24 protein-coding genes are annotated in these 25,967 nt (G+C 63.5%); 11 read left to right on the top strand and 13 right to left on the bottom strand.

The window, feature by feature from the left end:
* Window positions 1-38: 38 nt before the first annotated feature.
* On the bottom strand, window positions 39-2,210 hold the full coding sequence (locus ACQ4MJ_RS17450) for a 3-hydroxyacyl-CoA dehydrogenase NAD-binding domain-containing protein (protein WP_431151836.1): 2,172 nt from the start codon (window positions 2,208-2,210) through the stop codon (window positions 39-41).
* 23 nt (window positions 2,211-2,233) lie between these two features.
* Window positions 2,234-3,439: an acetyl-CoA C-acetyltransferase gene (locus tag ACQ4MJ_RS17445; protein WP_431151837.1), complete on the bottom strand. Its 1,206-nt coding sequence runs from the start codon at window positions 3,437-3,439 to the stop codon at window positions 2,234-2,236.
* A 145-nt stretch (window positions 3,440-3,584) separates the two neighbouring features.
* Between ACQ4MJ_RS17445 and ACQ4MJ_RS17440 the strand changes: the two genes are divergently transcribed.
* Window positions 3,585-3,887, top strand: a complete 303-nt coding sequence (locus ACQ4MJ_RS17440) for a hypothetical protein (protein ID WP_395452730.1) — start codon at window positions 3,585-3,587, stop codon at window positions 3,885-3,887.
* An 84-nt stretch (window positions 3,888-3,971) separates the two neighbouring features.
* Here the strand turns inward: ACQ4MJ_RS17440 and ACQ4MJ_RS17435 are convergent, their stop codons facing one another.
* The 7 genes from ACQ4MJ_RS17435 to ACQ4MJ_RS17405 all read right to left on the bottom strand — a co-directional run bounded on the left by ACQ4MJ_RS17435 (window position 3,972) and on the right by ACQ4MJ_RS17405 (window position 12,211).
* Window positions 3,972-5,135, bottom strand: coding sequence for an acyl-CoA dehydrogenase family protein (locus ACQ4MJ_RS17435; protein WP_431151838.1), 1,164 nt, complete (start codon window positions 5,133-5,135; stop codon window positions 3,972-3,974).
* 127 nt (window positions 5,136-5,262) lie between these two features.
* On the bottom strand, window positions 5,263-6,429 hold the full coding sequence (locus ACQ4MJ_RS17430) for an ABC transporter substrate-binding protein (RefSeq protein ID WP_056059375.1): 1,167 nt from the start codon (window positions 6,427-6,429) through the stop codon (window positions 5,263-5,265).
* A 119-nt stretch (window positions 6,430-6,548) separates the two neighbouring features.
* On the bottom strand, window positions 6,549-8,405 hold the full coding sequence (locus tag ACQ4MJ_RS17425) for an AMP-dependent synthetase/ligase (protein ID WP_431151840.1): 1,857 nt from the start codon (window positions 8,403-8,405) through the stop codon (window positions 6,549-6,551).
* A 6-nt stretch (window positions 8,406-8,411) separates the two neighbouring features.
* The gene (locus ACQ4MJ_RS17420; RefSeq protein WP_431151841.1) at window positions 8,412-9,233 is read right to left on the bottom strand and encodes an ABC transporter ATP-binding protein; all 822 of its coding nucleotides are present in this window, start codon (window positions 9,231-9,233) and stop codon (window positions 8,412-8,414) included.
* On the bottom strand, window positions 9,230-10,069 hold the full coding sequence (locus tag ACQ4MJ_RS17415; RefSeq protein WP_055393740.1) for an ABC transporter ATP-binding protein: 840 nt from the start codon (window positions 10,067-10,069) through the stop codon (window positions 9,230-9,232). The genes ACQ4MJ_RS17420 and ACQ4MJ_RS17415 overlap by 4 nt, the downstream gene beginning before the upstream one ends.
* 186 nt (window positions 10,070-10,255) lie before the next feature.
* Complete coding sequence (locus ACQ4MJ_RS17410) at window positions 10,256-11,332, bottom strand: branched-chain amino acid ABC transporter permease (protein ID WP_055393742.1); 1,077 nt, start codon at window positions 11,330-11,332, stop codon at window positions 10,256-10,258.
* Window positions 11,333-11,335: 3 nt separating this feature from the next.
* The gene (locus ACQ4MJ_RS17405) at window positions 11,336-12,211 is read right to left on the bottom strand and encodes a branched-chain amino acid ABC transporter permease (protein ID WP_121422272.1); all 876 of its coding nucleotides are present in this window, start codon (window positions 12,209-12,211) and stop codon (window positions 11,336-11,338) included.
* A gap of 634 nt (window positions 12,212-12,845) precedes the next feature.
* On the opposite strand from ACQ4MJ_RS17405, the gene ACQ4MJ_RS17400 reads away from it, so the two are divergent.
* Window positions 12,846-13,334 (top strand): thioesterase family protein, encoded by a 489-nt coding sequence (locus ACQ4MJ_RS17400; RefSeq protein WP_176888282.1) that lies wholly within the window; start codon window positions 12,846-12,848, stop codon window positions 13,332-13,334.
* A 176-nt stretch (window positions 13,335-13,510) separates the two neighbouring features.
* The gene (locus ACQ4MJ_RS17395; RefSeq protein ID WP_431151842.1) at window positions 13,511-14,074 is read left to right on the top strand and encodes a bactofilin family protein; all 564 of its coding nucleotides are present in this window, start codon (window positions 13,511-13,513) and stop codon (window positions 14,072-14,074) included.
* 63 nt (window positions 14,075-14,137) lie between these two features.
* On the opposite strand, the gene ACQ4MJ_RS17390 is transcribed toward ACQ4MJ_RS17395, so the two are convergent.
* Complete coding sequence (locus ACQ4MJ_RS17390; RefSeq protein ID WP_121422273.1) at window positions 14,138-14,560, bottom strand: acyl-CoA thioesterase; 423 nt, start codon at window positions 14,558-14,560, stop codon at window positions 14,138-14,140.
* Between the two features lie 131 nt (window positions 14,561-14,691).
* Between ACQ4MJ_RS17390 and ACQ4MJ_RS17385 the strand changes: the two genes are divergently transcribed.
* From ACQ4MJ_RS17385 to ACQ4MJ_RS17375, 3 genes are all read left to right on the top strand, one after another.
* Window positions 14,692-16,551: an ABCB family ABC transporter ATP-binding protein/permease gene (locus tag ACQ4MJ_RS17385; RefSeq protein WP_431151844.1), complete on the top strand. Its 1,860-nt coding sequence runs from the start codon at window positions 14,692-14,694 to the stop codon at window positions 16,549-16,551.
* A 138-nt stretch (window positions 16,552-16,689) separates the two neighbouring features.
* Entirely contained in the window at window positions 16,690-17,622 is a 933-nt protein-coding gene (locus ACQ4MJ_RS17380; protein ID WP_431151845.1) for a 2-hydroxyacid dehydrogenase, read from the top strand.
* Between the two features lie 71 nt (window positions 17,623-17,693).
* Window positions 17,694-18,050, top strand: a complete 357-nt coding sequence (locus ACQ4MJ_RS17375) for a nucleotide pyrophosphohydrolase (RefSeq protein ID WP_431151846.1) — start codon at window positions 17,694-17,696, stop codon at window positions 18,048-18,050.
* Window positions 18,051-18,197: 147 nt separating this feature from the next.
* Here the strand turns inward: ACQ4MJ_RS17375 and ACQ4MJ_RS17370 are convergent, their stop codons facing one another.
* From ACQ4MJ_RS17370 to ACQ4MJ_RS17360, 3 genes are read right to left on the bottom strand one after another with little or no spacing between them, the layout of a single operon-like run.
* Complete coding sequence (locus ACQ4MJ_RS17370) at window positions 18,198-19,235, bottom strand: DctP family TRAP transporter solute-binding subunit (protein ID WP_121507577.1); 1,038 nt, start codon at window positions 19,233-19,235, stop codon at window positions 18,198-18,200.
* A gap of 40 nt (window positions 19,236-19,275) precedes the next feature.
* Window positions 19,276-20,574 carry a TRAP transporter large permease gene (locus ACQ4MJ_RS17365; protein ID WP_121422277.1) on the bottom strand — a complete coding sequence of 433 codons (1,299 nt, stop codon included), beginning with the start codon at window positions 20,572-20,574 and terminating at the stop codon, window positions 19,276-19,278.
* A complete protein-coding gene (locus tag ACQ4MJ_RS17360) occupies window positions 20,571-21,128 on the bottom strand; it encodes a TRAP transporter small permease (RefSeq protein WP_121422278.1) in 558 nt (185 codons plus the stop codon). The genes ACQ4MJ_RS17365 and ACQ4MJ_RS17360 overlap by 4 nt, the downstream gene beginning before the upstream one ends.
* 261 nt (window positions 21,129-21,389) lie before the next feature.
* Here ACQ4MJ_RS17360 and ACQ4MJ_RS17355 point away from each other — a divergent pair, with 261 nt between their 5' ends.
* From ACQ4MJ_RS17355 to ACQ4MJ_RS17335, 5 genes are all read left to right on the top strand, one after another.
* Complete coding sequence (locus ACQ4MJ_RS17355) at window positions 21,390-22,322, top strand: LysR family transcriptional regulator (protein ID WP_055400828.1); 933 nt, start codon at window positions 21,390-21,392, stop codon at window positions 22,320-22,322.
* 192 nt (window positions 22,323-22,514) lie between these two features.
* A complete protein-coding gene (locus tag ACQ4MJ_RS17350; RefSeq protein ID WP_121422279.1) occupies window positions 22,515-23,411 on the top strand; it encodes an amino acid ABC transporter substrate-binding protein in 897 nt (298 codons plus the stop codon).
* Between the two features lie 113 nt (window positions 23,412-23,524).
* Window positions 23,525-24,424, top strand: a complete 900-nt coding sequence (locus tag ACQ4MJ_RS17345) for an amino acid ABC transporter substrate-binding protein (protein ID WP_121507575.1) — start codon at window positions 23,525-23,527, stop codon at window positions 24,422-24,424.
* A 108-nt stretch (window positions 24,425-24,532) separates the two neighbouring features.
* Window positions 24,533-25,291, top strand: coding sequence for an amino acid ABC transporter permease (locus ACQ4MJ_RS17340; RefSeq protein WP_055400823.1), 759 nt, complete (start codon window positions 24,533-24,535; stop codon window positions 25,289-25,291).
* Window position 25,292: 1 nt separating this feature from the next.
* On the top strand, window positions 25,293-25,958 hold the full coding sequence (locus tag ACQ4MJ_RS17335) for an amino acid ABC transporter permease (protein WP_055400821.1): 666 nt from the start codon (window positions 25,293-25,295) through the stop codon (window positions 25,956-25,958).
* Window positions 25,959-25,967: the final 9 nt, after the last annotated feature.

The raw sequence follows: 25,967 nt of genomic DNA, 5'->3' as shown, positions 1-25,967 counted from the left end.
CCCTATCGAAGATTGCCCCCCTGTTCATGCGGTGATCGTTAATAAATCGGTTGAAATTTCTCGATTGCATTTCGTGCTTTTGCGTCTAACTTGAAGCCGACTCCATGGCGTGCCGCCAGCTGGTCCGTCCTCTGCATAAACGCCTCAAGACCCGTTCCATAAATGAACTGCATCGCCCCTCCCGTCCACGCCGGAAACCCGATCCCGAAGATCGAACCGATGTTCGCGTCATGCACGCTGGTCAACACGCCCTCGGCCAGGCAGCGCGCGGTCTCGATGGCCTGGCGGTAGAGCAGCCGGTCCTGGATTTCCTGCACGCTCCACTCCACGCCCGGCTTTTCGAACAGAGGTTTCAGCTCGGGCCACAGGTGCTTCTTGGCGCCTGTGGGGTAGTCATAAAAGCCGCCGCCACCGGCGCGGCCGGGGCGCTTTAGCTCTTTGACCATGCGCTCCACCAGCAGCTCGCCGGGCGTGGCGGTGTAGGTCTTGCCTTCAGCCGCGTAGTCGGCGCGGGTCTGGTCCAGCACGTGCACACTCAGAGTCAGCGCGGTTTCGTCCAGCACGGCCAGCGGGCCCACGGGCAGGCCGGCCTGCATGGCGGCGTTTTCAATGGCGGCGGCGGGGATACCTTCGCCCAGCATGGCGGCGCCTTCCATCACAAAGGTGCCAAAGGTGCGGCTGGTGTAGAAGCCGCGTGAGTCGTTGACCACGATGGGTACTTTGCCCAGAGCCTGCACGTAGTCGAACGCGCGGGCTACGGTCTCGTCGTCCGTCTGTTTGCCGCGAATGATCTCCACCAGTTTCATCTTGTCCACGGGGCTGAAGAAGTGGATGCCGACAAACTTCTCGGGCTTGCTGCTGGCCGTGGCCAGGCCACTGATGGGCAGGGTGGAGGTGTTGCTGGCAAAGAAGCCGCCGGGGGCCAAGTGCGGCTCGGCCTCTTGCGTGACCTTGGCTTTGAGGTCGCGGCTTTCGAACACGGCTTCGATGATGAGGTCGCAGCCCGCCAGGTCGGCCGCGCTGGCGGTGGGGGTGATGCGGGAGAGTAGCGCCTGCTGAGCCTCGGCCGTCATGCGGCCCTTGTCCACGCGGGCCTGCGTGAGTTTGGCGCTGTAGGCCTTGCCCGCCTCGGCCTTCTCCGCGCTCACGTCCTTGAGCACGGTGGTGATGCCCCGGCTGGCCTGGGCCCAGGCGATGCCCGCGCCCATCATGCCGGCGCCCAGGATGCCGACCTTTTGCGGCTTGTAGCGTGGTGTGGCGCCGGGGCGCGACTTGCCGCTCTTGATCGCGTTCATGTCAAAGAAGAACGTGTTGATCATGTTGCGCGCCACGGGGCCGGTCATCAGGCGGGCGAGGTAGCGGCTTTCAATGCGCAGGGCGGTGTCGTAGTCCGCCATCGCGCCTTCGACCATGGCGGCCAGCGCGGCCTCGGGCGCGGGGTAGCGGCCGCGCGTGGTCTTCTTGAGCATGGCGGGCGCCACGGTGAGGGCGCCAGCGATCTTGGGGTTGGCGGGTGTGCCGCCGGGCATTTTGTAATTCTTATCGTCCCACGGCTGCACGGCGTGCGGGTGGGTGGCGATGTGGGCCAGGGCGGCGGGCAGCAACTGCTCGCGCGTGGCAACCAGCTCGTGCACCAGTTGCAGCTCCAGCGCCTCGGCGGGGTTGAAGAGCTTGCCTTCCAGGATGTAGGGCTGCGCGCCCATCAGGCCCAGGAGGCGCGTCATCTTGGTCACGCCGGTGGCGCCGGGCATCAGGCCCAGCGTCACCTCGGGCAGGCCGAACTGGATCTTGGGGTCGGCCACGGCGATGCGGTAGTGGGCCACCAGGGCGACTTCCCAGCCGCCACCCAGTGCGGCGCCGTTGAGGCAGGCCACCACGGGGATGCCCAGCGTTTCGAGCGTGCGGAAGTGCTTCTTCATGCGCTCGATTTCGCCAAACGCGTTGGGCGCATCGGCGGGTGTGAGGCGCATGGTGGCCTTGAGGTCGGCACCGGCAAAGAAGCTGGTCTTGGCCGACGCGAGCACGATGCCTTTGAGCGCAGTGCCCAGGCGTTCGCGGTCGCCCAGTACCTGTGCGGTGACCTCGCCCAGCTCTTGCTGCCACTGGCGGCACATGGTGTTGACGGGGGAGTTGGTTTCGTCAAACGTGATGACGGCGACCTGGCCTTCGGTGCCTTGGGCGGGGATGAGTTCGTAGCGGATGGTTTGCATGTTCTTGTCTCCTACCCAGTCCATCAAATGCGTTCAACAATCGTTGCGATGCCCATGCCGCCGCCCACGCACAGCGTGGCGAGCCCATAGCGCTGGCCCCGGCGGTGCAGCTCGTCAATCAGCGTGCCGAGGATCATGGCGCCCGTGGCGCCCAGCGGGTGACCCATGGCGATGGCGCCGCCGTTCACGTTGACCTTATCGTGCGGCACGCCCAGCTCGCGCATGAAGCGCATGGGCACTGCGGCAAACGCTTCGTTGACTTCAAACAAGTCGATCTGGTCGATGGTCATGCCCGCACGGTCCAGCGCCTTCTTGGCAGCGGGAACGGGGCCGGTGAGCATGATGGTGGGGTCGGCGCCGCTGAGCGCCGTGGCCACAATGCGCGCGCGGGGCGTGAGGCCGTGGGTCTTGGCGGCGGCCTCGTTGCCGATCAGCACGGCGGCGGCGCCATCCACAATGCCTGACGAGTTGCCCGCGTGGTGAACGTGGTGGATGCGCTCCACCTGCGGGTACCGCTGCAGCGCCACGGCGTCAAAGCCCATGCCGCCCAGTTGCTCGAACGAGGCCTTGAGCGCGCCCAGGCCTTCAAGGGTTGTCTTGGGCTTGATGAATTCGTCTTCCGCCAGGATGGTCTGGCCGATGAAGTCGCGCACGGGCACGACCGAATTCTTGAAATAGCCCGCTGCGCGCGCGGCGGTGGCGCGGCGTTGCGATTCGAGCGCGAAGGCGTCCACGTCGGCACGGGTGTATCCGTCCAGCGTGGCGATGAGGTCGGCGCCGATGCCCTGGGGCACAAACAGCGTGGCGGAGTTGGTCTCCGGGTCTTGCGCCCAGGCGCCGCCGTCGGAGCCAATGGGCACGCGGCTCATGCTCTCCACGCCACCGGCCACCACCAGGTCTTCCCAGCCGCTGCGCACCTTCTGCGCGGCCAGGTTCACGGCTTCCAGGCCCGAGGCGCAGAAACGGTTGACCTGCACACCCGCACAGCGAAAGTCCCACCCGGCCTTGAGCGCCGCCACCTTCGGTAACACCGAGCCCTGCTCGCCCACGGGCGAGACGATGCCCATGACCACGTCGTCCACCGCCGCCGTGTCAAAGCGGTGGCGCGCTTGCAGTTCGGTCAGCAGGCCCACCAGCAGGTCGATGGGCTTGACCTCGTGCAGTGTGCCGTCCTTCTTGCCCTTGCCACGCGGGGTGCGCAGCGCGTCGAATACATAGGCTTCGGTCATGAATGGTCTCCGGTGGTTTCTCTAAACTTCAAGCAGTGCGGCGGTAAAGCAGCTGGGCTGGCTCACGCCACTACAAGGTGCTTTCTGACGCGGGTGCAGTGGTTTTTGCACTATCTTTCGGCGGTTGCTATCTACATTTCTGGCTATGGAACGAAATTCATCCCCTGCATTGCAGCGCATCGCGCGCAGCGCCATCGAATACGACGACACGCGCGAAGGATTTGCGCTGGAGCACCATGTCGTGCTGGCGGCATCCAGCGCGCTGGCGGTGGCGGCCTTCATGGCGCCCAGCCGCAGCTCGGCGGCCATTCGCGGCATTGGCGCAGGCTTGCTGCTGATGCGCGCGCTGAGTGGCAGCCAGGGTGTGCGCTCCTGGCTGAATGTCACCGACCGCCGCCCCGGTGCGCCGCTCAGCCCCGAGGAAGCGCGCGCCGCCTGGTACCTGTAGCGGCATTCGGCGCCCACTTGTGCGTTGTGAAGGGCGTTGTGCAGGGCATCGTGCACTGCGTTATTCACGGTGCGGTGCATTCCGTTATTTGCCCAGGCCCATGGCCCGCGCAATCACTTCTTTCATGATCTCGTTGGTGCCGCCATAAATGCGCTGCACGCGTGCGTCGGCATAGGCGCGGGTGATGGGGTATTCCCACATGTAGCCATAGCCACCGAACAGCTGCACACATTCGTCCATCACCTTGCACTGCAGGTCGGTCGTCCAGTACTTGGCCATGCTGGCGGTTTCGGTGTCGAGCTGATCGCGCACGATCAGCTCACAGCATTTGTCCACGAACACGCGGGCCACCTGCACCTGCGTTTGCAGCTCGGCCAGGGTGTGGCGGGTGTTTTGAAATGACGCCACGCTCTGGCCAAAGACCTTGCGCTGCTTGACGTAGTCCAGCGTCCAGTCAATGGCGGCCTGGGCGGCGGCCACGGCGGTGATGGCGATCTGCAGGCGCTCCCAGGGCAACTGCTCCATCAGGCAGATGAAGCCACGCCCTTCCATGGCGGGGCCGCCCAGCAGGTTGTCCACCGGCACCTGCACGTCGTTGAAGAACAGCTCGGACGTGTCCTGCGCCTTCATGCCCATCTTCTTGAGGCGCTGGCCTTTTTCAAAGCCGGGCATGCCGCGCTCCACCAGCAAAAGGCTGGTGCCCTTGGCGCCCGCAGCCGGGTCGGTCTTGGCGACCACAATCACAAGGTCGGCATGCCAGCCGTTGGTGATGAAGGTTTTGCTGCCGTTCAGCACGTAGTGCGACCCGTCCGCACTTTTGATGGCTGTGGTCTTGATGCCTTGCAGGTCGCTGCCCGCAGCCGGCTCGCTCATGGCGATGGCGCCCACCACGTCGCCGCTGGCCATCTGCGGCAGGTACTTCTGTTTCTGGGCCTCGGTGCCGTAGTGCAGGATGTACGGCGCCACGATCTCGCTGTGCAGACCAAAGCCGATGCCGGTGGTGCCTGCACGCGCCAGCTCTTCCATCTGCGCCACCGAATAGAGCTTGTCGGCCCCGGCGCCTCCGTATTCCTCGGGCAGGCTCATGCACAGAAAGCCGTTGGCGCCCGCCTGGCTCCACACCTCGCGCGCCACATAGCCCTGGTCTTCCCAGGCGGCGTGGTGGGGCGTCACTTCCTTGTCGATGAAGCGGCGAAAGCTGTCGGCAAAGGCCTGGTGGTCGGGCTGGAAGAGGGTGCGTTCGATCATGGTGGGGCAACCAGGTTATTTATGCAAAGTTACTGCTTGGTTAAATTCTGCCACCGACTGAGCCCGGATGCACCCCCTGAAACGCAAAAGCCGCCCGAAGGCGGCTTGAAGGAGGCGGGTCAGGCGCTCATGGCTTGACGTAGTCGGAGACCACCTTCCACTTGCCATCGGTGATCTGCGACAGGCGAGAAAGATCGCTGCCCAGGCGCTTTTGTGGGCCAAAGGTGCCCTCGGCGCTGCCGAACATGTCGGGCGGAATCACCATGGTGTCCATGGCCTTGATGAAGCTGTCGGTGCTCAGATTGGGGCCCGCCTTCTGGGCCGCCTTGATGAAGGCGTCGATGGCGTTGTAGCCGTAGACCGAGAACACGGTGGGGTCTTCGTTGAACTTGGTCTTGTACTTGTTGGCCCAGAAGCGGATGGGCTGGCTGGCTTCATCCAGGTAGGGGTGTTGCACCGTCATGGTGGCGTACAGCCCGTCCATGGGCTTGCCGCCCAGCTTGTGGATGAGGTCGGTGTAGGCGGCGCTGGAGCCCAGGAAGGTGGGGTTAAAGCCCGTCTTGCGCGCCTCGCCAATCGTGCCGATGGTTTCGCGGATGATGGTGCCCAGGATCACGAAGTCGCATTCGGACGACTTCATCTTGGCGACCTGTGAAGAGAAGTCGGTGGCGCCGCGCTTGTACGAGGTCTTCTCGGTGAAGTCCATGCCCATGGACTTGAGTGCCGCTTCGCCCCCGCGCATCACCTCCAGGCCAAATTCATCGTCCTGGTAGATGGTGCAGATCTTCTTGGCGCCCTTTTCCTTGATGAGCTTGGGTGCGGCAAGGCGGATCTGGTCGTAGTAAGTGGCGGCAAACGAATACTTGAGCTTGTGGAAGGGCTCGTACATTTCCCGCGCGGCCGTCACCGGGAAGAAGTTGATCACGTTCTTGCTGAACTGCACCGGCATGGCGGCCAGGTTTTGCGCCGTGCCGATGTGCGCCACCATCATGAAGATCTTGTCCTGGTTCACGAGCTTTTGCGCGGCCAGCACGGCTTTCTTGGGGTCGTAGCCCGAGTCTTCCACCTTCAGGTCCAGCTTGCGGCCATTGACGCCGCCTTGCTCGTTGGCCTCGTCCACGCGCAGCATCATGCCCAGCCGCACCTGCTTGCCAAAGCCCGCCAGCGGGCCGGACAGATCCTGGATGGAACCCAGCGTGATGGTGTCCTTGCTCACGCCCTGGCTGGGCTGGGCCTGTGCAGCACCTCCGGCCATGGCCACGATGGCCAGCGCGGCAATGTGATGAAACTTCATGGCACGTCTCCTTTGGTTGGATCGAACTCGGTTGCTCGTTATAGAACGATGCCCGGGGTGGGGCACCAGCACTTTCCCTATCCTGATGGGCGTGGCCTGGGGTTGCGTGACGTGCGCACCTACCGGTACATCGCCTCAATCTGCGGTGCGTACTTTTGCTGCACCAGCTTGCGCTTGAGCTTCATGGTGGGTGTCAGCTCTTCGTCCTCGGCCGTGAGTTGCGTATCGAGCAGGAAGAACTTCTTGATCTGCTCCACGCGGGCGAACTTGGCGTTCACGCGGTCGATTTCGCTCTGGATCAGCTCCTGCACCTCGCGGGTGCGGGTCAGGCTGGCGTAGTTGGAGAACGGCACGTCGTTGTCCTGTGCGTACTTCTCCACGTTCTCCTGGTCGATCATGATGATCACCGTGAGGTAGGGCAGCTTGTCGCCAATCACCACCGCATCGGTGATGTATGGGCTGAACTTGAGTTCGTTCTCCAGCTCGCTCGGCGTGATGTTCTTGCCGCCCGCCGTGATGATGATGTCCTTCATGCGGTCGGTGATGCGAAGGTAGCCATCGGCGTCGATCAGGCCCACATCGCCCGTGTGCAGCCAGCCTTCGGGGTCGATGGTTTCGGCGGTTTTCTCGGGCTGGTTGAGGTAGCCCTTGAACACATTGGGACCACGCACCAGGATTTCTCCCGTGGCGGGGTCGATGCGCACCTCGTTGTAGCTGGCCGCGGGGCCGATGGAGCCGGGTTTGATGCGGCTGGCCGGCACACCGGTGGAGGCTCCGCAGGTCTCGGTCATGCCCCACACCTCCAGCATGGGCACGCCCAGCGCGAGGTACCACTTCACCAGATCGGGCGAAATGGGCGCTGCGCCCGTGACGAGGAAGCGCGCACGGTGGATGCCGATGAGCTTGCGCACATTGTTAAGCGCCAGAAAGCGCGCCAGCATGAACTGCGCCTTCAGCAAACCGCCCACCGGCTGTCCGGCCAGCACCCGATCTGCGATGCGGGTGCCCACGCCAATCGACCAGGCATAGGCCGCCTGCTGCATGCGCGTGGATTCCTTCAGGGCAATCATCACGCCCGAATAGAACTTCTCCCACACCCGGGGTACGGCGGTGAACACCGTGGGCGCGATCTCTCGCACGTTCTCGGGCACGGTGTCGGGGTTCTCGACAAAGTTGAGGCGCGCGCCGGTGTAGAGCGAGAAGTATTCGCCCCCCATGCGCTCGGCGATGTGGCACAGGGGCAGAAAACACATGGTCTCGTCGGCTTCGCTGCGCGAGATCAGCGTGTTGTAGCCGCGCACGGTGTAGGTGAGCGCGGCGTGCGTGTGCATGGCACCCTTGGGCTTGCCGGTGGTGCCCGAGGTGTAGACCAGGATGGCCAAGTCTTCGGGTCGGCAGGCCTTGACGCGCTGCATCAGCGCGTCGGGGTGTTGTGCATTCCAGGCCCTGCCCAGCTCGCGCAGGGCGGCCAGGCTCAGCACATCGGGGTCGTTCAGACTGCGCAGGCCTTCCATGTCGAACACCACCACCTTGCGCAGCAGGGGCAGGCTGCTGCGCACTTCCAGGGCCTTGTCGAGCTGTTCATCGTCTTCCACAAACAGCACGGTGGTGCGAGAGTCTTCGCTCAGGTAATGCACCTGCGCCGCCGCGTCAGTGGGGTAGATGCCATTGGCCACGCCGCCACAGCTCAGCACGGCCAGATCGGCCAGCACCCATTCGATGTTGGTGTTGGACAGGATGGATGCACATTCGCCGGGCGCAAAACCCAGCGACATCAGGCCGCCCGCAATCTCCCGCACGGCTTCCGCCGTCTGGTCCCAGGTCCAGCTCTTCCAGATGCCCAGCTCCTTCTGGCGCATCCAAACGCGCTGGCCGCGCTCGGCCACGGCGTTCCAGAACATGGCAGCGATGGTGTCGCCCGCAAGCACGTCGGTGCCTGCGGGCTGGATGTGATCGAGGTCCCAGAGGTTAGACATTTGCGCTTATCTCCAGGTCTTCTTTTTCTTCCAGCGCCGCTCTCCACGCACGCCGACATCTTTCATCCCAAGGTAGAACTCCTTGATGTCGTCCTTCTCGCGCAGGCGCTCGCAGCTGTCTTCCATCACGATGCGGCCGTTCTCCAGCACATAGCCGTAGTCCGATGCGTTGAGCGCCATGTTGGCGTTCTGCTCGACCAGCAGGATGGTGGTGCCGCGCTCACGGTTGATGCGCACCACGATCTCGAAGATCTCCTTGGTGAGCTTGGGGGACAGGCCCAGGCTGGGCTCGTCCAGCAGGATGAGTTCTGGGTTGGCCATCAACGCACGCGAGATGGCCAGCATCTGCTGTTGCCCGCCTGATAGCAGGCCGGCGTCCTGCGCTGCGCGCTCCTTCAGGATGGGGAAGTAGCCATACACCGTTTCGATGTCGCGGGCCACGGCGTCGGCATCACTGCGGGTGTATGCGCCCATGAGCAGGTTGTCGCGCACCGAAAGCAGCGCAAACACCTCGCGCCCCTCGGGCACGTGCATCAGGCCCCGGCGCACGATGGCCGCCGGGTCGTTGGCAGTGATGTCGGCGCCCGCGAATTCGATGGAGCCCTTGCGCGGGTCGATGATGCCGCTGATGGTCTTCAGGATGGTGGTCTTGCCCGCGCCGTTGCTGCCCAGCACGGCGGCGATCTCGCCGCGCCGCACCTGCAGGCTGACGCCCCGGATGGCCTTGATGGGGCCGTAGGCACTTTCCACGTTCTGCAGGCGCAGCAAGGGTTGGTCAGCAGCAGCTGCTGCTGCGGATGTGTTGACGGCGGCAAGTACGGCGTTCATGCCCGAACCCCCATTTTTGAACCCGCCGGACGCCGCAGGTTGCTCACGTCGTCGATGGTGCCCAGGTACGCCTCGATCACGCCGGGGTGCGTCTGCACCTCGCGCGGCGTGCCCATGGCCACCACCTCGCCCTGATTCATGGCCAGCACGCGGTCGGATACCTTGGAGACCAGCGACATGTCGTGCTCCACCATCAGCACGGTGATGCCCAGCTCGTGCTGGATGTCCTGGATCCAGAAGGCCATGTCGTCAGTTTCCTCCACGTTCAGGCCCGACGAGGGCTCGTCGAGCAGCAGCAACTGCGGCTCGGTGCACAGCGCACGGGCCAGCTCCACCACCTTGCGCACGCCGTAGGGCAGGCCGGCGACCATGGTGTCGCGGTAGTGCTGCAGGTCGAGAAAATCGATGACCTGCTCAGCCTTCTCCCGGGCCTGAACTTCGCCTTCGCGCACCTTGCGCGTGAAGAACATCTCGGCCCACAGGCTGCTGTGTTGTCGGGTGTGGCGGCCGATCAGCAGGTTGTGCAGCACACTCGCGTGCTCGAAGAGTTCGATGTTCTGGAAGGTGCGTGCAATGCCCAGGCCTGCCACCTTGTGCGGCGGCTGGTCGGTCAATGGCAGCAGGGCCCCGCCCGGGCCCGCGTAGGCGATGGTGCCGGTGGTGGGCGTATAGATGCGGCTGATGAGGTTGAACACCGTCGTCTTGCCCGCGCCGTTGGGGCCGATGAGGGTGAACACCTCGCCACGGCGCACGTCAAAGCTCACGTTGTTGACCGCGAGCACGCCGCCAAAGCGCACACTGAGGTTCTGGGCGCTGAGCAGGATTTCGTCAGTCATGGGTACAGCAATTTGGGTCATTTCACTGGTCCAGTGTGCTGAATGCCGTCCGCAGCCTTTGCGACTGGCGTGACCGAGGCCAGTGCCCCCGCGCAAGGGCCGCCCCGCCGCGCGGGGGGCGTTCCCCTCCCGAATCGCGCAGCGAATCGAGAGAGGGGGAAGGCGCGAAGCGACTCACGGGGTGCTTCATTTCAAGCGATCCGATTTCTGGAACGACTTCTGCCGCTTGAACAAGCCCTTGCGGTAGAACGGGAACATCTGCAGCCAGGTGCGCACCTTGAGCCAGCGGCCATACAGGCCCATGGGTTCGAACAGCACAAAGGCGATCAGCACCGCGCCGTACACCACCGCCTGCAGGCCCGGTGCCTGGCCGATGGCGGCGGGCAGCCAGTCCTTGGAGAGCGAAATCATCTGCGGCATGGTGATGAGGAAGATGGCGCCCAGGAACGCTCCATGCACCGATCCCAGCCCACCGATCACGATCATCAGCAGCAGGTCGATGGACTGCAGGATGTTGAACTGATCGGGCGAGATGAACTGCAGCTTGTGCGCGTACAACGCACCGCCGATGCCTGCAAGTGCAGCCGATATGGAGAACGACAGCGTCTTGTAGCGGGCCAGGTGGATGCCCATGCTCTGCGCCGAGATCTCTGAATCACGGATGGCGACAAACGCACGGCCCGTGGGCGAGCGCAGCAGGTTCAGGATGGCGAGGGTGCTGACCACCGCAATCACAAGGCACAGAAAGTAGAACGACTCTGTGGTCTCGAACGAGTAGCCCGCGATTTGTGGCGGCACCAGGTGCTTGCCGGAGTTGCCGCCTGTGACCGACTCCCACCGCGCGAACACCTCTTCCACGATGAAGCCGAAGGACAGTGTGGCCATGCCCAGGTAGATGCCTTTGACGCGGAGTGCTGGCAGTCCCACCACCACGCCCACAGCGGCCGACAGCCCCGCCGCGCAGGCCAGCGACAGCGCAAACGGCCAGCCCATGCCCGTGAGCACGGCCTGCGTATACGCCCCCACGCCCAGAAACGCTGCATGCCCCAGCGAGAACAAGCCGGTGAAGCCCGCCAGCAGCATCAGCCCCAGGCCCACGATGGCGTAGATGAGCACAAAGGTGAGCTGTGCCAACCAGTATTCAGGCGCCACCCAGGGCGCGGCGACCAGGGCCAGGCACAGCAGGCTGTACCAGAACACATGCCCGCCATGCTTGGCGAGGCGAATGTCTTGCTCGTACGAGGTCTTGAAGAGAAAGCGCATGGGTCAGACTTTCTTTCTCAGCTTCTCGCCGAACAGTCCGTTGGGTTTGACCATCAGCATGATCAGCACGACGATGTACGCGGCTGTGTCCTTGAACCCATCGGGCAGATAGAAGCCCGAGAGCGATTCGACAATGCCGATCACCAGCCCGCCCACGATGGCCCCGGGCAGGCTCCCAAAGCCGCCCACCACGGCGGCGGGGAAGGCCTTGAGCCCGATCAGCCCCATGTTGGCGTGCACAAAGGTGATGGGCGCCAACAGCAGCCCGGCTACCGCCGCCACCGCCGCGGCAAGCCCCCAGGCCAGGCCGTTGAGGCGCTGCACGGGAATGCCCATGTAGTAGGCCGCGAGCTGGTTCTGCGACGCGGCCTGCATGGCAATGCCCAGCTTGCTGTAGCGGAACATGGCAAACAGCAGCACACACAGCACGCCCGTGGCGCCGATCACCACCAGTTGCTCGGCGCTGACCACGAGTTCGCCCAAGCGCAGGGACTGGTCCTTGTAGGGCACGGGCAGCGTGTGGGTGTCGGTGCCGATGTTGGGGATCATCGTGACAAGGCCGCGGAGCACGTAGCCGATGCCGATGGTGAGCATGACGATGGAGAACGCGGGCTGGCCCAGGATGGGGCGGATCACTGCACGCTCCAGCACCGTGCCAAACAGCCCCATGGCCAGGATGCTGGCGAGCACCGCCACCCAGAAGGGAAAGCCCAGCACGGTCATGAGCGCCAAGCCACAGAAAGCGCCGAGCATCATGAGTTCGCCCTGGGCAAAGCTCACGGTCTCCGTGGCTTTGTAGATAAGCACGAACCCGAGCGCGATCAGCCCGTAGATGCACCCCTGCGAGACACCGCTGATCAACAGTTGCACAAATTGCACACTGGCTCTCCAGAATAAGTGATACGCAAAGCGGGTAAATGCGGGGTGGATGCCTCGTGGGCATGGGATGGCCGCATCGTCGCTTGCGCAGGTCCTGCAGAATATTTATACAAAGCGATTGCTTTGTATAAATAATGGTGCACGCGCGCTGTGCATACCGCACTCGGGGCTAACCCTGATGGGGCGGGCGAGCGGGTAGCGGCGGATATTGACGCAGTGCTGCACCCTGCGCAATAGGAGTAACGTCGGGTGGGTGAACAGGTTCTGACACCGGGCCACAGGAGAGCCACATATCCGCAGAGGTTGAAGTGCAAGGTGGTGTCACGCTGGTGACATGGCGCAGGCCCGATGTGCACAACGCGGTGGATGCCAGCACAGCCCGCACCAGCGCGCTCGCCGCCGAAGGGCTGCTGTTACGGCGAGCCTTGCTGCAGGAATAGGCGGGCGGCCGCGAATGCCTGGCCGAAGCACTGCGCGGCGCCTCGCGGTTTGCCGCAGGGCAAGTGCGCCACGGCCAGTTTTAAGTAAAAATGGCCTCTAGCGCTTATCTATTAAGCGTGAGAAGCTACAAAATCAGGAGCATCTGGATGGTTTCGATTGCACGCACCATCCCGCAGTGACCCCCAGGAGACCCATGAGCAAATCCACCGCCACCCCAGCCCCGCAAGCCTTTGAGCCCGAGTTCATTGCCGGGCTCAAATCCATCTTTGAAGAAAAAATCGTGTTCAACCAAGTGCTGGGCCTGAAGATCACGTCACTGGCTCCCGATGGCGTGGTGGGTCGCATCGACATGAAACCGGACCTGGTGGGCCACTATGCCTACAACCGCATCCACGGCGGCGTGATCAGCGCAGGGCTCGACGCCATGGGCGGGCTGGCGGTTATGGCTGCGATTGGCGCCAAACACCTGGATGAAGCACCCGAGCAGCGCCTGCACCGCTTTGCCAAGCTGGGCACCATCGATCTGCGCATTGACTACCTGCGCCCCGGCATTGGCAGCCACTTCGAGCTGCGCGCCCAGGTGCTGCGCCTGGGTTCGCGTGTCGCAACCACGCGCATGGAGTTTCTGGGGCCGGATGGGCAGATCATGTCGGCCGGAGCTGCGGCTTACATCGTCTCTTGATTGGGGCGCGCTCCTGAGCCGCCTCGCCACGGGGCGTTGCCATTCGCAGGATGTGTGATCCCGCAAGCCTTGCAAGCGCATGCTACGAGAGAACCGTTTGGTTACCGTTCTTGCGTAACCAGGGCATCTTTCACGGGGCGCGATACCTACGATGACTCTCTTTTCAAGGAGATCTGATGGCCGTGCAAAACCCCTTCTTTGGCAAGCGTGAACCCGAGTCGTTCCAACCCCGCAACAGCACCACTTCAGGCTCCGTATTGGGGAGCTCAGCGGCGAGCAGTTCTGCGGCTGCACAGCCGGTGCCCAGCCCTGCTGTCCCCAAGGCCGCCAGCAGCAGCGACAGCTCGGGCAGCAAGCTCACGGTGGGCCCGAACATCAAGCTCAAGGGCGTGGAAATTACCGATTGCGACACCCTCGTGGTCGAAGGCACGGTGGAAGCCACCATGGATTCGCGCGTGATCCAGATTGCTGAGCATGGCGCCTTCAAGGGCTCTGCCGAGATCGACATTGCCGAGATCCATGGCGAGTTCAACGGCACACTCACCGTGCGCCAGAAGCTGGTGATCTACAGCACCGGCAAGGTCAACGGCAAGATCCGCTACGGCAAACTGGTGGTGGAAGAGGGCGGTCAGCTGGCGGGTGAGATTGAGGCCGGGTTCTCGCCCTCGTCATCCAGCAGCACTCTGCAGCGCACGGCAGCTCCTCTGCGCACCGAACCGGCCACTGCACTGGCCGCCTGACCGGTCCAAGAAGGCGTCCGCGCACCGCCAGGCGGGGTTTGCGCGAGCCGACCTTCCGTGTTCTCACGCCGGCGCGTTGTGCTTGGGCACCGGGCGCGGCCTGCCCTGGTCGTCGATGGCCACATAGGTCAGGCGCGCCTCCGTCACCTTCACATACCGGCCCTGGTCGGTAAACCGTTCGGCATACACCTCCACCTCCACGGTGACCGAGGTGTTGCCCACCCGCGTGATGGACGAGAAGAACGACAGGATGTCGCCCACGCGCACGGGCTGCTTGAAGATGAATTCGTTGACGGCCACCGTGGCCATGCGGCCCTGGATGTAGCGCGCGGGCAGCACAGAGCCCGCCAAGTCCACCTGCGCCATCACCCAGCCGCCAAAAATGTCGCCATTGCCATTGGTGTCGGCGGGCATGGGGATGACCTTGAGCACCAGTTCCTTGTCGGTGGGCAATGCGGCGGGTGGTGGGCTGAAAACGGCAGACATGGGCACAATCTCGGTTGGGGCTGAGCCAATCCTTGTCGGAACCTGGGGTTTTGCAAGGCGGCTGGCCCGCAAAAAAACCACCTTGGCATCAGCCGGGTCGGTAAAAACAACAACAACCGGAATTGTCCCCCATGCGCCACCTTGGCGAAACCGCCCCCCCCACCCCTGGCACGCCCGCGCCCCCCAAGTCCGACTGGGTCACGCTGAGGCGGCTCCTCCCTTACCTGTGGCAATACAAGTGGCGCGTGGTGGCGGCGATTGTGTTCATGGTGGGCGCCAAGCTGGCCAACGTCAGCGTGCCGCTGCTGCTCAAGACACTGGTGGACGCGATGGCGTTCAAGCCTGGTGACCCCGCCGCGCTGCTGGTGGTGCCGGTGGGCTTGCTGGTGGCGTACGGGGCGCTGCGCCTGTCCACCTCGTTGTTCACCGAGCTGCGCGAGCTGGTGTTTGCCAAGGCTACGCAGGGTGCAGCGCGCTCCATTGCGCTGCAGACGTTCGAGCACCTGCACGCGCTGAGCCTGCGCTTTCACCTGGAGCGCCAGACCGGCGGCATGACGCGCGACATCGAACGCGGTGTGCGCGGCATCGAGTCACTGATCTCGTTTTCGCTGTTCAACGTGTTTGCCACCTTGATCGAGGTGATCCTGGTGTTGAGTGTGCTGGCCGTCAAGTTCGATGCCTGGTTTGCCTGGATCACGCTGGCCGCGCTGGTGCTGTACATCGCCTACACGGTGCTGGTGACCGAGTGGCGCACCAAGTTCCGCCGCGAGGCCAACGAGTTCGACTCGGCAGCACACTCCAAGGCCGTGGATTCGCTGCTGAACTACGAGACGGTCAAGTACTTCAACAACGAAGGCTTTGAGGCCCGCCGCTACGACGAAAGCCTGGAGTGGTTGCGCCTGGCCCGCCTCAAAAGCCAGACCACGTTATCGATGCTCAACACCGGTCAGCAGCTCATCATTGCCGTGGGCCTGGTGGCCATGCTGTGGCGCGCCACACAGGGCGTGGTCGATGGCCGCATGACGCTGGGCGACCTCGTCATGGTCAACGCCTTCATGATCCAGCTGTACATCCCGCTCAACTTTCTGGGCGTGATCTACCGCGAGATCAAGCAGAGCCTCACCGACCTGGACAAGATGTTCACGCTCATGGACAAAGAGCGCGAAGTGGCCGACGCACCCGGCGCCCAGCCGCTGGCGGGGCTGAGCCAGCCCACCGTGCGTTTTGAGAACGTGCACTTTTCCTACGACGTGCGCCAAGGCAGCGACCTCAGCAGCGGCCGGCCCATCCTGCAGGGCATCAGCTTCGAGATCCCGGCGGGCAAGACGGTGGCGGTGGTGGGGCCTTCGGGTTCGGGCAAGTCCACACTGGCCCGGCTGCTGTTTCGCTTCTATGACATCCAGCAGGGGCGCATCACCATTGCGGGGCAGGAGATCCGCAGCGTGACGCAGGCGAGCGTGCGTCAGGCGATTGGCATCGTCCCGCAGGACACGGTGCTGTTCAACGACACGGTGGCCTACAACATCGCCTATGGCCGCACCGGTGCCAGCCAGGATGAGATCGAAGCCGCCGCCCGTGCCGCACGCATCCACGACTTCATTGCCAGCACGCCCAAGGGCTACGCCACCATGGTGGGCGAGCGCGGGCTCAAGCTCTCGGGCGGTGAAAAGCAGCGCGTAGCGATTGCCCGCACCTTGCTCAAGAACCCGCCCATCCTGATCTTTGACGAGGCCACCAGCGCGCTGGACTCCGCCAACGAACGCGCCATCCAGGCCGAGCTGCAGGGCGTGGCGCAGAACAAGACCACGCTGGTGATTGCGCACCGCCTCTCCACCGTGGTGGATGCGCACGAGATCCTGGTCATGGACGCGGGCCGCATCATCGAGCGCGGCACGCACGCGCAACTGCTGGCCCAGGGTGGCCGCTACGCGAGCATGTGGTCTCTCCAGCAGGAGGCCCCCCCTGAGTCGCCTGCGGCGCCTTCCCCCTGAGGGGGACGACGCCATCGCTGCGGGGCGGCCCTTGCTAGGCGTCCCGCGCCTGGGCCGCGCCGGTTTTGTACGCTCTGCGCGAAGCGCACGATGCAAAGCGTAGCGTCCCGTTTTCTTTTTTCGAGATTGCACTATCCCATGAAGCCTGTACTGCTTGCCCTCATGTTCCTGTCCGAAGAACATCGCGCCCAGATGGCGCAGTCGTTCGAGCTGGTCTACGCGCCCGACGCTGCGCAGGCCGCAGCCGCCATTGCCGAGCATGGCGCGCGCATCACCGTGGTCCTGACCATCGGCGCCACGGGCCTCTCAGCCGCGCAGATCGATGCATTGCCCGCGCTCACGCTGATTTGCGCGCTGGGCGCAGGCTACGAGAACATCGCCGTGGCCCACGCCAAGGCGCGGGGCGTTGTGGTGGCCACGGGCGCGGGCACCAATGACGACTGCGTGGCCGACCACACCTGGGGCCTGCTGATTGCCGCGCAGCGCCGCATCCTGCCGCTGGACAAGGCCACGCGCGCAGGCATCTGGCGCACGGCCTTGCCGCTGCCGCCCAACGTGTCGCACAAGCGCCTGGGCATCGTCGGCCTGGGCACCATCGGCAAGAAGATCGCACAGCGCGCGCTGGGCTTCGAGATCGAGGTGGGCTACCACAACCGCAGCGCGCGCGCCGATGTGCCGTACCGCTACTTTGGCGATGTAAAGGCGCTGGCCGAATGGTCGGACTTCCTCGTGGTCGCCACGCCCGGTGGCGCGGGCACCAAGCACCTGGTCAACGCAGACGTGCTGAATGCCCTGGGCGCGCGCGGCGTGGTGGTCAACATCGCGCGCGGCAGCGTGATCGACACTGCCGCCCTGGCCGCCGCGCTGCGCGAAGGTCGCATTGCGGCAGCAGGCCTGGATGTGTACGAGAGCGAGCCCGCGCCCCCGGCTGAACTGCTGGACCTGGACAACGTGGTGCTGACACCCCATGTGGCGGGCTGGTCGCCCGAGGCGGTGCAGGCTTCGGTGGACCGTTTCCTGGAAAACGCTCGCCGCCATCTGGCAGGCGAGGCGCCGGTGTCTCCGCTCTGAAATTTGAATGAAAAATGGCTCTAGCGCTTTATGGATAAGCGCAAGCAGCTATCAAATAAGGAGTTTTGGCAATGCCCCTGGATGTCGATGCCTTGCAGGCGCGGCTGCGCGCCTTTGCCGCCGAGCGGCAGTGGCAGCCGTTTCACACCCCCAAGAACCTGGCGATGGCGCTGATGGTGGAAGCGGCGGAACTGACCGAGATTTTCCAGTGGATGACCCCCGAGCAGTCGCTGGCGGTACGTGATGACCCGGCGCTCACGGAGCCCATTGCCGATGAGGTTGCCGATGTGCTCCTGTACCTGCTGCAGCTGGCAGACCATGCGGGTGTGGACCTGGCGCAGGCGGTGGAGAACAAGCTGCGCAAGAACGCCGTCAAACACCCGGCGCCGCGCGATGGGGGTGCAGCCGTGGGTGGTCGTGACATTTAGATGAAAAGTGCCGCTTGCGCTTTATTGGTAAGCGTTGAAAGCTATCAATAGTGAAGCAAATGGCTCGCACCCTGCAACGATCCAGCGACAGCAAAAAGCCCCGCGAGCGGGGCTTTTGTTGGAGGCTTTGGCGAACCAGCGCCTGACTTATTGCTTGCGGGCCGCAATCGCCTTCTCGGCCGAGGTCACCAGGTCCGCACCAATCTGGCCCTTCCACTTGTCATATACCGGGCGTGTGGCCTTCACAAAGGCGGCGCGTTCGGCGGGGCTCAGCTGGGTCACCGTCACGCCCAGTGCGGCGATGTCTTTGAGCAGAGGTTTGTCGGCTTCGACCACGCCCTTGCGGGCCAGGGCGATTTCTTCCTTGCCCGCGTCGATGGCGGCTTGCTTGACGATCTCGCGGTCGGCTGGGGTCCAGCTGTTCCAGATCTCCTTGTTCACCACAAAGATCAGCGGATCGTTCACGTAGCCCCACAGCGTGATGTGCTTTTGCGCCACGCTGTGCAGCTTGGCGGCGGTGAAGATGGATAACGGGTTTTCCTGTCCGTCCACCGCGCCGCTGGCAAAAGCGGGCTGTGCGTCGGCCCAGCTCATCTGCGTGGGGTTGGCGCCCAGGGCGGTGAAGGTGTCGAGGAACAGCGGCGAGCCCACCACGCGAATCTTCAGGCCTTTGAGGTCTTCAGGGCTCTTGATGGCCTTTTTGGAGTTGGAGATTTCGCGGTAGCCGTTCTCGCCCCAGGCCAGTGGCATCACACCGGCCTTGTCCAGCGTGGCGAAGATGCTCTTGCCCACGTCGCCCTGCGTCACGGCGTCCACGGCGGCGTAGTCGGGGAACAGGAAGGGCAGCGAGAACAGGTTGAGTTGCTTGACCTGGGGCGACCAGTTGATGGTGGAGCCCACGGCCATGTCGATCACGCCCTGGCGCAGCGCGCTGAATTCACGCGTCTGGTCGCCCTGGATCAGCGACACGCCGGGGTAGAGCTTGATGTTGATGCGGCCATTGGTGCGCTCGCGGACCTTGTTGGCCCACAGCTCGCCGCCCTTGCCCCACGGGAATGCGGGGCCCAGCACCAGCGACATGCGGTATTCGCTCTTGTACGCAGTTTGTGCGATGGCGGCAGGTGCGGTGAAGGCCAGGGCGGCTGCAGCGGCCACGGCAGAGGTGAGGAAGGTGCGCAGTTTCATCGGTTGTCTCCTTGTTGGATGGGGAATGGGTGAGGAAAAATCAGTAGCCCAGCCGCTGGGGCAGCCAGAGCGCAATCTGCGGAAACACGACGACCAGCAGCATCGCCAGCGTCATGGCCAGCACCAGCCAGACGACCCAGCGGGTGGTCTGCTCCATGCGTACACCGGCAATCTTGCTGGACACCATCAGGTTCACGGCCATGGGCGGGGTGAACTGGCCGATGGCCACCGTGAGGGTCAGCACCACGCCGAACCACACCACGTCCCACTGGTAGTGCTGCATGATGGGCATGAGCAGGGGCACAAAGATCAGGAAGATGGAGATGCCGTCGAGGAACATGCCTGCGATCAGCAGCATGACGATCAGCACGCCGAGCACACCCTGCTCGCTCAGCCCCGACTGCACGATGGTGCGGGTGATGGGGTCGATCACTCCCAGGGTGGACAGCGAGAACGCAAAGATGCCAGCCAGCGATACCACCACGAGGATCACGGCCGACAGTTCACCGGCTTCGCGCAGGATGGTGAACAGGTCGCGCACACGGATCGTGCGGTGAATGCACATGCCCACAAACAGGCCGTAGAACACGGCCACCACGGCAGCCTCGGTGGGAGTGAACCAGCCGGCGCGCATGCCGCCCAGAATCACCACCGGCGCGGCCAGCCCCCACGCCGCCTCGCGCAGGCTGCGCCAGAACGGCGGGCGGGGCATGTCGGCTTCAGCGCCACCCATCTTGTGGCGCCGTGCCAGCCACACGGCGGGCACGATCAGCGCAATGCCCGCCAGGATGCCTGGGAACATGCCTGCGGCAAACAAGGCGGGCACCGAGGCGCCCGGCACCAGCACCGAATACACGATGAACGCCACCGAGGGCGGGATGAGGATGTCGGTGGCTGCCGCGCCCGCCACCACACTCGCCGAGTAGGCAGCGGGATACCCGGCGCGCGCCATGGCGGCGATCATGACGCCACCCACCGCCGCTGCGGTAGCGGGGCCCGAGCCGGAGATGCCGCCGAGGAACATGGCCACGGCAATCGCAACCAGCGGCAGCATTCCGGGCCCTCGGCCCACGATGGACACCGCAAAGTTCACCAGCCGCAGCGCCACGCCTGAGCGGTCGAAGATCGAGCCCACCAGCACAAACATCGGGATGGCCAGCAGCGGGTATTTGCCCAGGCCTGCGTAGAAGTTCTGCGGCACGGCCAGCAGGCCGAACCAGGGGGTCTCGGCATTGGCCACGGCAATGGCCGTGGCGCCCGCCAGACCCAGGGCCGCACCAATCGGAACGCCCAGAAACATCATGCCCAGGAAGGCGACAAACAGCAGGGTAGCGATCACGGGCGGGCCTTCGGTGCGGTCGATGCGGCCGATGCACGCCGCAGGCGGGCAAACAGTTGCAGTGCCCGGGCTGTGGTCAGCGCGCACAGCACGGGCAGCCAGACGGTGTACCACCACTGCGGCACACCGATGCCGGGCGATGTCTCTTCAAACCGGTAGTCGTCCCACACCACGCGGATGCTCAGCACCGTGATCAGCCCAAACAACAGCGCCACCATGAGAGCACCAAACTGCGCCAGCACCTGACGCCGGTGCTCGGAGCCGCCATCGGCAAAGAACTCGATGCGTATGTGCAACTGGCGCGCCACGGCGGCGGAGCCGCCGACCATGGCCAGCACGATCATCAGGAACACCGATATTTCTTCGGTCCAGGCGAAGGATGCATCGGTGAAATAGCGCAACACCACGTTCACAAAGGTGATGAGCGCCAGGGCGGCCATGGTCAGGACGATGAGCCAGTCTTCCAGGCGCAGGGAGCGGGGTTCGTCAGCGGCAGCGGGCGCTGCAGGCACTATGGGCGCAGAGGGCTGCCCATCGGGAGTGGAGGTGGACATGAACGCGGGGAGTCAGAAGAACACGGGGCAAATGCCGATCTTGCTGCCCGGCGGCGTTGTGCACCTGGGGCGTTGACCGAGGGAGAAGCGGGGTAGACGCGCTGGGTATTATGCGTCGCTCGCTATGCATGCACAGCATTGGTGCGGGGGCCAGCGCAGCCGGAAGACGCGCATGGAGCCGAGGGCCGCAGGCGCACGGGCCTGTGGAAACCCTGATGCCCGGTGCCAGCACGTTGCAGCGCCCGCGCGGATAATGCGCCGATGGAAACCAAGTGGCTTGAAGATTTCGTCAGTCTTGCGGAAACCCGCAGCTTCAGCCGGTCAGCGCAGCTGCGGCATGTGACGCAGCCCGCGTTCTCGCGGCGCATCCAGGCGCTGGAAGCCTGGGCTGGCACCGATCTGGTGGACCGCAGCTCTTACCCCACCCGACTCACTCCGGCTGGCAAGACCCTGTACGACCAGTCTCTGGAAGTGCTGCAGGCGCTGCAGAACACGCGTGCCATGCTGCGGGCGCACACCAGCGCGGGCAAGGACATGATCGAGTTCGCCGTGCCGCACACGCTGGCGTTCACGTTTTTCCCGGCCTGGGTGTCGAGCTTGCACGACAAGTTTGGGCCGTTTAAAAGCCGGCTGATTGCGTTGAACGTGCACGACGCCGTGATGCGCCTGGTGGAGGGCGGGTGCGATCTGCTGATTGCCTACCACCACCCTTCGCAGCCCTTCCAGCTGGATGCCGACCGTTACGAGATGGTGAGCCTGGGGCAGGAAGTGATCTCCCCCTACAGCAAGGCCGACGCCGACGGACAACCCGTGCACCGCCTGCCGGGCCGGGCCGGGCAGCCACTGCCCTACCTGGGCTACGCCCCGGGCGCCTATCTGGGGCGCGTGACCGAACTGATCCTGAAGGAATCCGGCACGCCCATCCATCTGGAGCGCGTGTACGAAACCGACATGGCCGAGGGCCTCAAGGCCATGGCGCTCGAAGGCCATGGCGTGGCCTTTCTGCCGCACAGCGCCGTGAAGAAAGAATTGCGTTCGCGCCGTCTGGTCAGTGCAGCACCGGTCGATAGCGAAGGCCTGCAGATGACCATGGATGTGCGCGCCTACCGCGAAAAACCAGCGGGCAAAGAGGCTCCCAAAGGCACGGCACAGGCGCTGTGGATGTACCTTCAAGCGCAGGCCGGGTCATGCTAAGGGTAAATACGGATATAAACACTTTGCATAGTTGCGCGCGCAAACGGCATTGGAATTTCACGGTAACGACACGTACAGTCGGCGCCATCGCTGGGTCGGCTGCCGCAGCGTGTGCCGTCTAAGAGCAGATTCTTAGTCCCCACGGTGGCACGAACATTGCGAATCCGATCCATCCACTCACCGAGACGCCGTATGAAAGTTCAGCATTGGGGAATTGCCTGGGGCCTTGCCGCTGCAAGCTGCGCTTTCGCGGCCTCTGCGCAGGCCTCGGTGCTGGAGCGCATCGGTGCCGGCGGCAAGCTGGTGATTGCGTACCGTGAATCGTCGGTGCCTTTTTCGTACATCGACACCCAGTCCGGCAAGCCGGTGGGTTATGCCATGGACCTGTGCCTGCGCCTGGCCGAGGTGGTGCGCAAGAAAACCGGCAAGAAGGACATGGAGGTAGAGCTTGTAGCGGTCACGCCGGCCAACCGTATCGCCATGATCGAGCAGGGCAAAGCCGACATGGAGTGTGGCTCTACCACCAACAACGCCGAGCGGCGCCAGAAGGTTGCGTTCACCATCCCCCATTTCATCACGGGTGCGCGGCTGCTGGTGAAGACCTCCAGCCCCATCGACCGTGTGGAAGACCTCAATGGCAAGAAGCTGGTGTCCACCAAGGGCACGACACCGCTCAAGGCCGCCGATCAGGCCAACCGCGAGCGCCTGATGGGGATTACCATTGTTGAGGCGCCGGACCACGCCAAGGCGGTCGAGATGGTCGAGAAGGGCGAGGCCGATGCTTTTGTGATGGACGACGTGCTGTTGTATGGCCTGGCCGCCGGGCGGCCTGACCCCAAGGCGCTCAAGGTGGTGGGCCGCTTCATGACCACCGAGCCACTGGCCATCATGCTGCCCAAGAACGACCCCGAGTTCAAAAAGCTGATTGATGAAGAGATGCGCCGTCTGATCACCAGCCGGGACATCTACCCCATTTATGACAAGTGGTTTAACAAACCCATCCCTCCCAACAACACGGTGCTGAACCTCCCGGTCAGCTACTTGTTGCGCGACTTCTGGAAATACCCCACCGACCAGGTTCCGTTCTGACTAATATCCCGGTCGAGGTTTCTGTTTTTGGAGAATGCGACCTGCCGGCACTGCTGGCGTGGGCGAATCTCTAGAATCCCCCCGTTTTTAGCTTCACACACAAGGAGATACCAATGAAGAAGCATTTGCTCGCGGTTGCCGTGACCGCCCTGGCTGCAGGTAGCGCTTTCGCTCAAGCCACCGATACCCTGGCCAAGATCAAGGCCTCGGGTAGCGTGACGCTGGGCGTTCGCGAATCTTCCGGTCTTTCCTACACCCTGGGTAACGGCAAGTTTGTGGGCTTCCACACTGAAATGGGCGAAATCGTCCTGGCCGACATCCAGAAGCAACTGGGCCTGCCCAAGCTGGATATCAAGTACCAGCCCGTAACCTCGCAAAACCGTATTCCCCTGGTGACCAATGGCACCGTGGATCTGGAGTGCGGCTCCACCACCAACAATGCCGCCCGCCAAAAGGACGTTGCGTTTGCCGTGACCACCTACGTGGAAGAAGTGCGCACCGTTGTCAAGGCCAACTCGGGCATCACGTCCATCAAGGACCTGAACGGCAAGACCATCGCCACCACCACGGGCACCACTTCGGTGCAAACCCTGCGCAAGCATGAGCGTGCTGGCGGCATCGACTTCAAGGAAGTCTTTGGCAAAGACCACGCTGACAGCTTCCTGATGCTGGAAACCGGCCGCGCCGATGCGTTTGTGATGGACGGCTCCATCCTGGCTGCCAACATCTCCAAGTCCAAGAACCCTGCCGACTACAAGATCGTCGGTGAAGTTCTGAGCGTGGAGCCTATCGCCTGCATGCTGCGCAAGGACGATCCAGCCTTCAAGAAGGCCGTGGACGACTCCATCAAGCGCCAGATTGCAGACGGTTCGCTGGCCAAGCTGTACGACAAGTGGTTCATGCAACCCGTGCCACCGACCAACACCAAGATTGGTCTGCCGATGTCCGACGCTACCAAGGCAGCATGGGCATCGCCCAATGACAAGCCCATGGAAGACTACGCAAAGAAGTAATTTTCTGAACGCTTGTGCCCCTTCGGCCAACCGGTTTGAAGGGGCTTTTTTGTTGGGCTCGCAAAGGGTTGCGCCCAACGCAATACCAAGAATTTAAGGGGTGCTCCTATGAGTTGGGATTGGCAGGTGTTCTGCCAGGACACCATGGACAGGGAAGTCGTGCAAAGCTGCTTTGGCAAGGGCGGCGATATCACCTACCTGGACTGGATGCTGTCGGCCTGGGGTTGGACGGTGTCTGTTTCGGTGCTGGCCTTGGTGCTGGCGCTTGTGTTGGGTTCCTTGATCGGGACGCTGCGTACCTTGCAGGACCGGCCCATGATCGTGCGCTTGGGCAATGCCTGGGTCGAGCTGTTTCGCAACATTCCGTTGCTGGTGCAGATTTTCCTGTGGTACCACGTGCTACCCAGCCTGTTTCCGGTGCTCAGGGGCGTTCCTGGCTTTGCGCTGGTGGTGCTGGCACTGGGCTTCTTCACGTCGGCACGTATTGCCGAGCAGGTGCGCTCCGGCATCCAGGCGTTGCCACGCGGCCAGCGGTACGCAGGTCTGGCCGTAGGCTTCACCACGTTCCAGACCTACCGCTATGTGCTTCTGCCCATGGCGTTTCGCATCATCATCCCGCCGCTGACCAGCGAGACGATGAACATCTTCAAGAACTCGTCCGTGGCGTTTGCCGTGTCGGTGGCTGAACTCACGATGTTTGCCATGCAGGCGCAGGAAGAGACCTCGCGCGGCATCGAGGTCTACCTGGCGGTGACGACGCTGTACATCATCTCGGCATTTGCCATCAACCGCATCATGGCCTTCATCGAAAAACGCGCACGCATCCCTGGCATGGTCGTGAGCGGCGCGGCCGGAGGGGGGCATTGATATGAATATCGATTTCTCCTTCTACAACTGGGAGCTGATCTCCAACTTCGTGCTCAAAGGGCTGTATTTCAGCCTGCTGCTCACGCTCATCGCCACCATCGGTGGCGTGATCTTCGGCACGGTGCTGGCGCTCATGCGCCTGTCGGGCAAGAAGTGGCTGGATGTTCCTGCGACCATCTACGTCAACGGCATGCGATCCATTCCGCTGGTGATGGTGATCCTGTGGTTCTTCCTGCTGGTGCCAGCCATCATCGGCCGCCCCATTGGCGCGGAAGTGTCGGCGATCATTACCTTCATCGCCTTTGAAGCGGCCTACTTCAGCGAAATCATGCGCGCTGGCATCCAGTCCATCCCACGCGGCCAGGTGTATGCCGGCCAGGCGCTGGGCATGACGTATGGCCAGAACATGAAGCTGGTGGTGCTGCCCCAGGCGTTCCGCAACATGCTGCCGGTGCTGCTCACGCAGACCATCATCCTGTTCCAGGACACGTCGCTGGTCTACGCCATCGGTGCCTACGACATGCTCAAGGGCTTTGAAGTGGCGGGCAAGAACTTTGGTCGTCCGATCGAGGCATACCTGGCCGCTGCGGTTCTGTACTTCATCATGTGCTACGCGCTGTCCTGGGCGGTCAAGCGCCTGCACCAGAAGATCGCGATCATCCGCTGATCGATGCTG

This window comes from Acidovorax facilis, from assembly GCF_050626955.1.
GTDB lineage: Bacteria > Pseudomonadota > Gammaproteobacteria > Burkholderiales > Burkholderiaceae_C > Acidovorax > Acidovorax facilis.
Note: the sequence above shows the minus strand (reverse complement) of the source record. Positions and strands in the feature narration are given on the sequence as shown.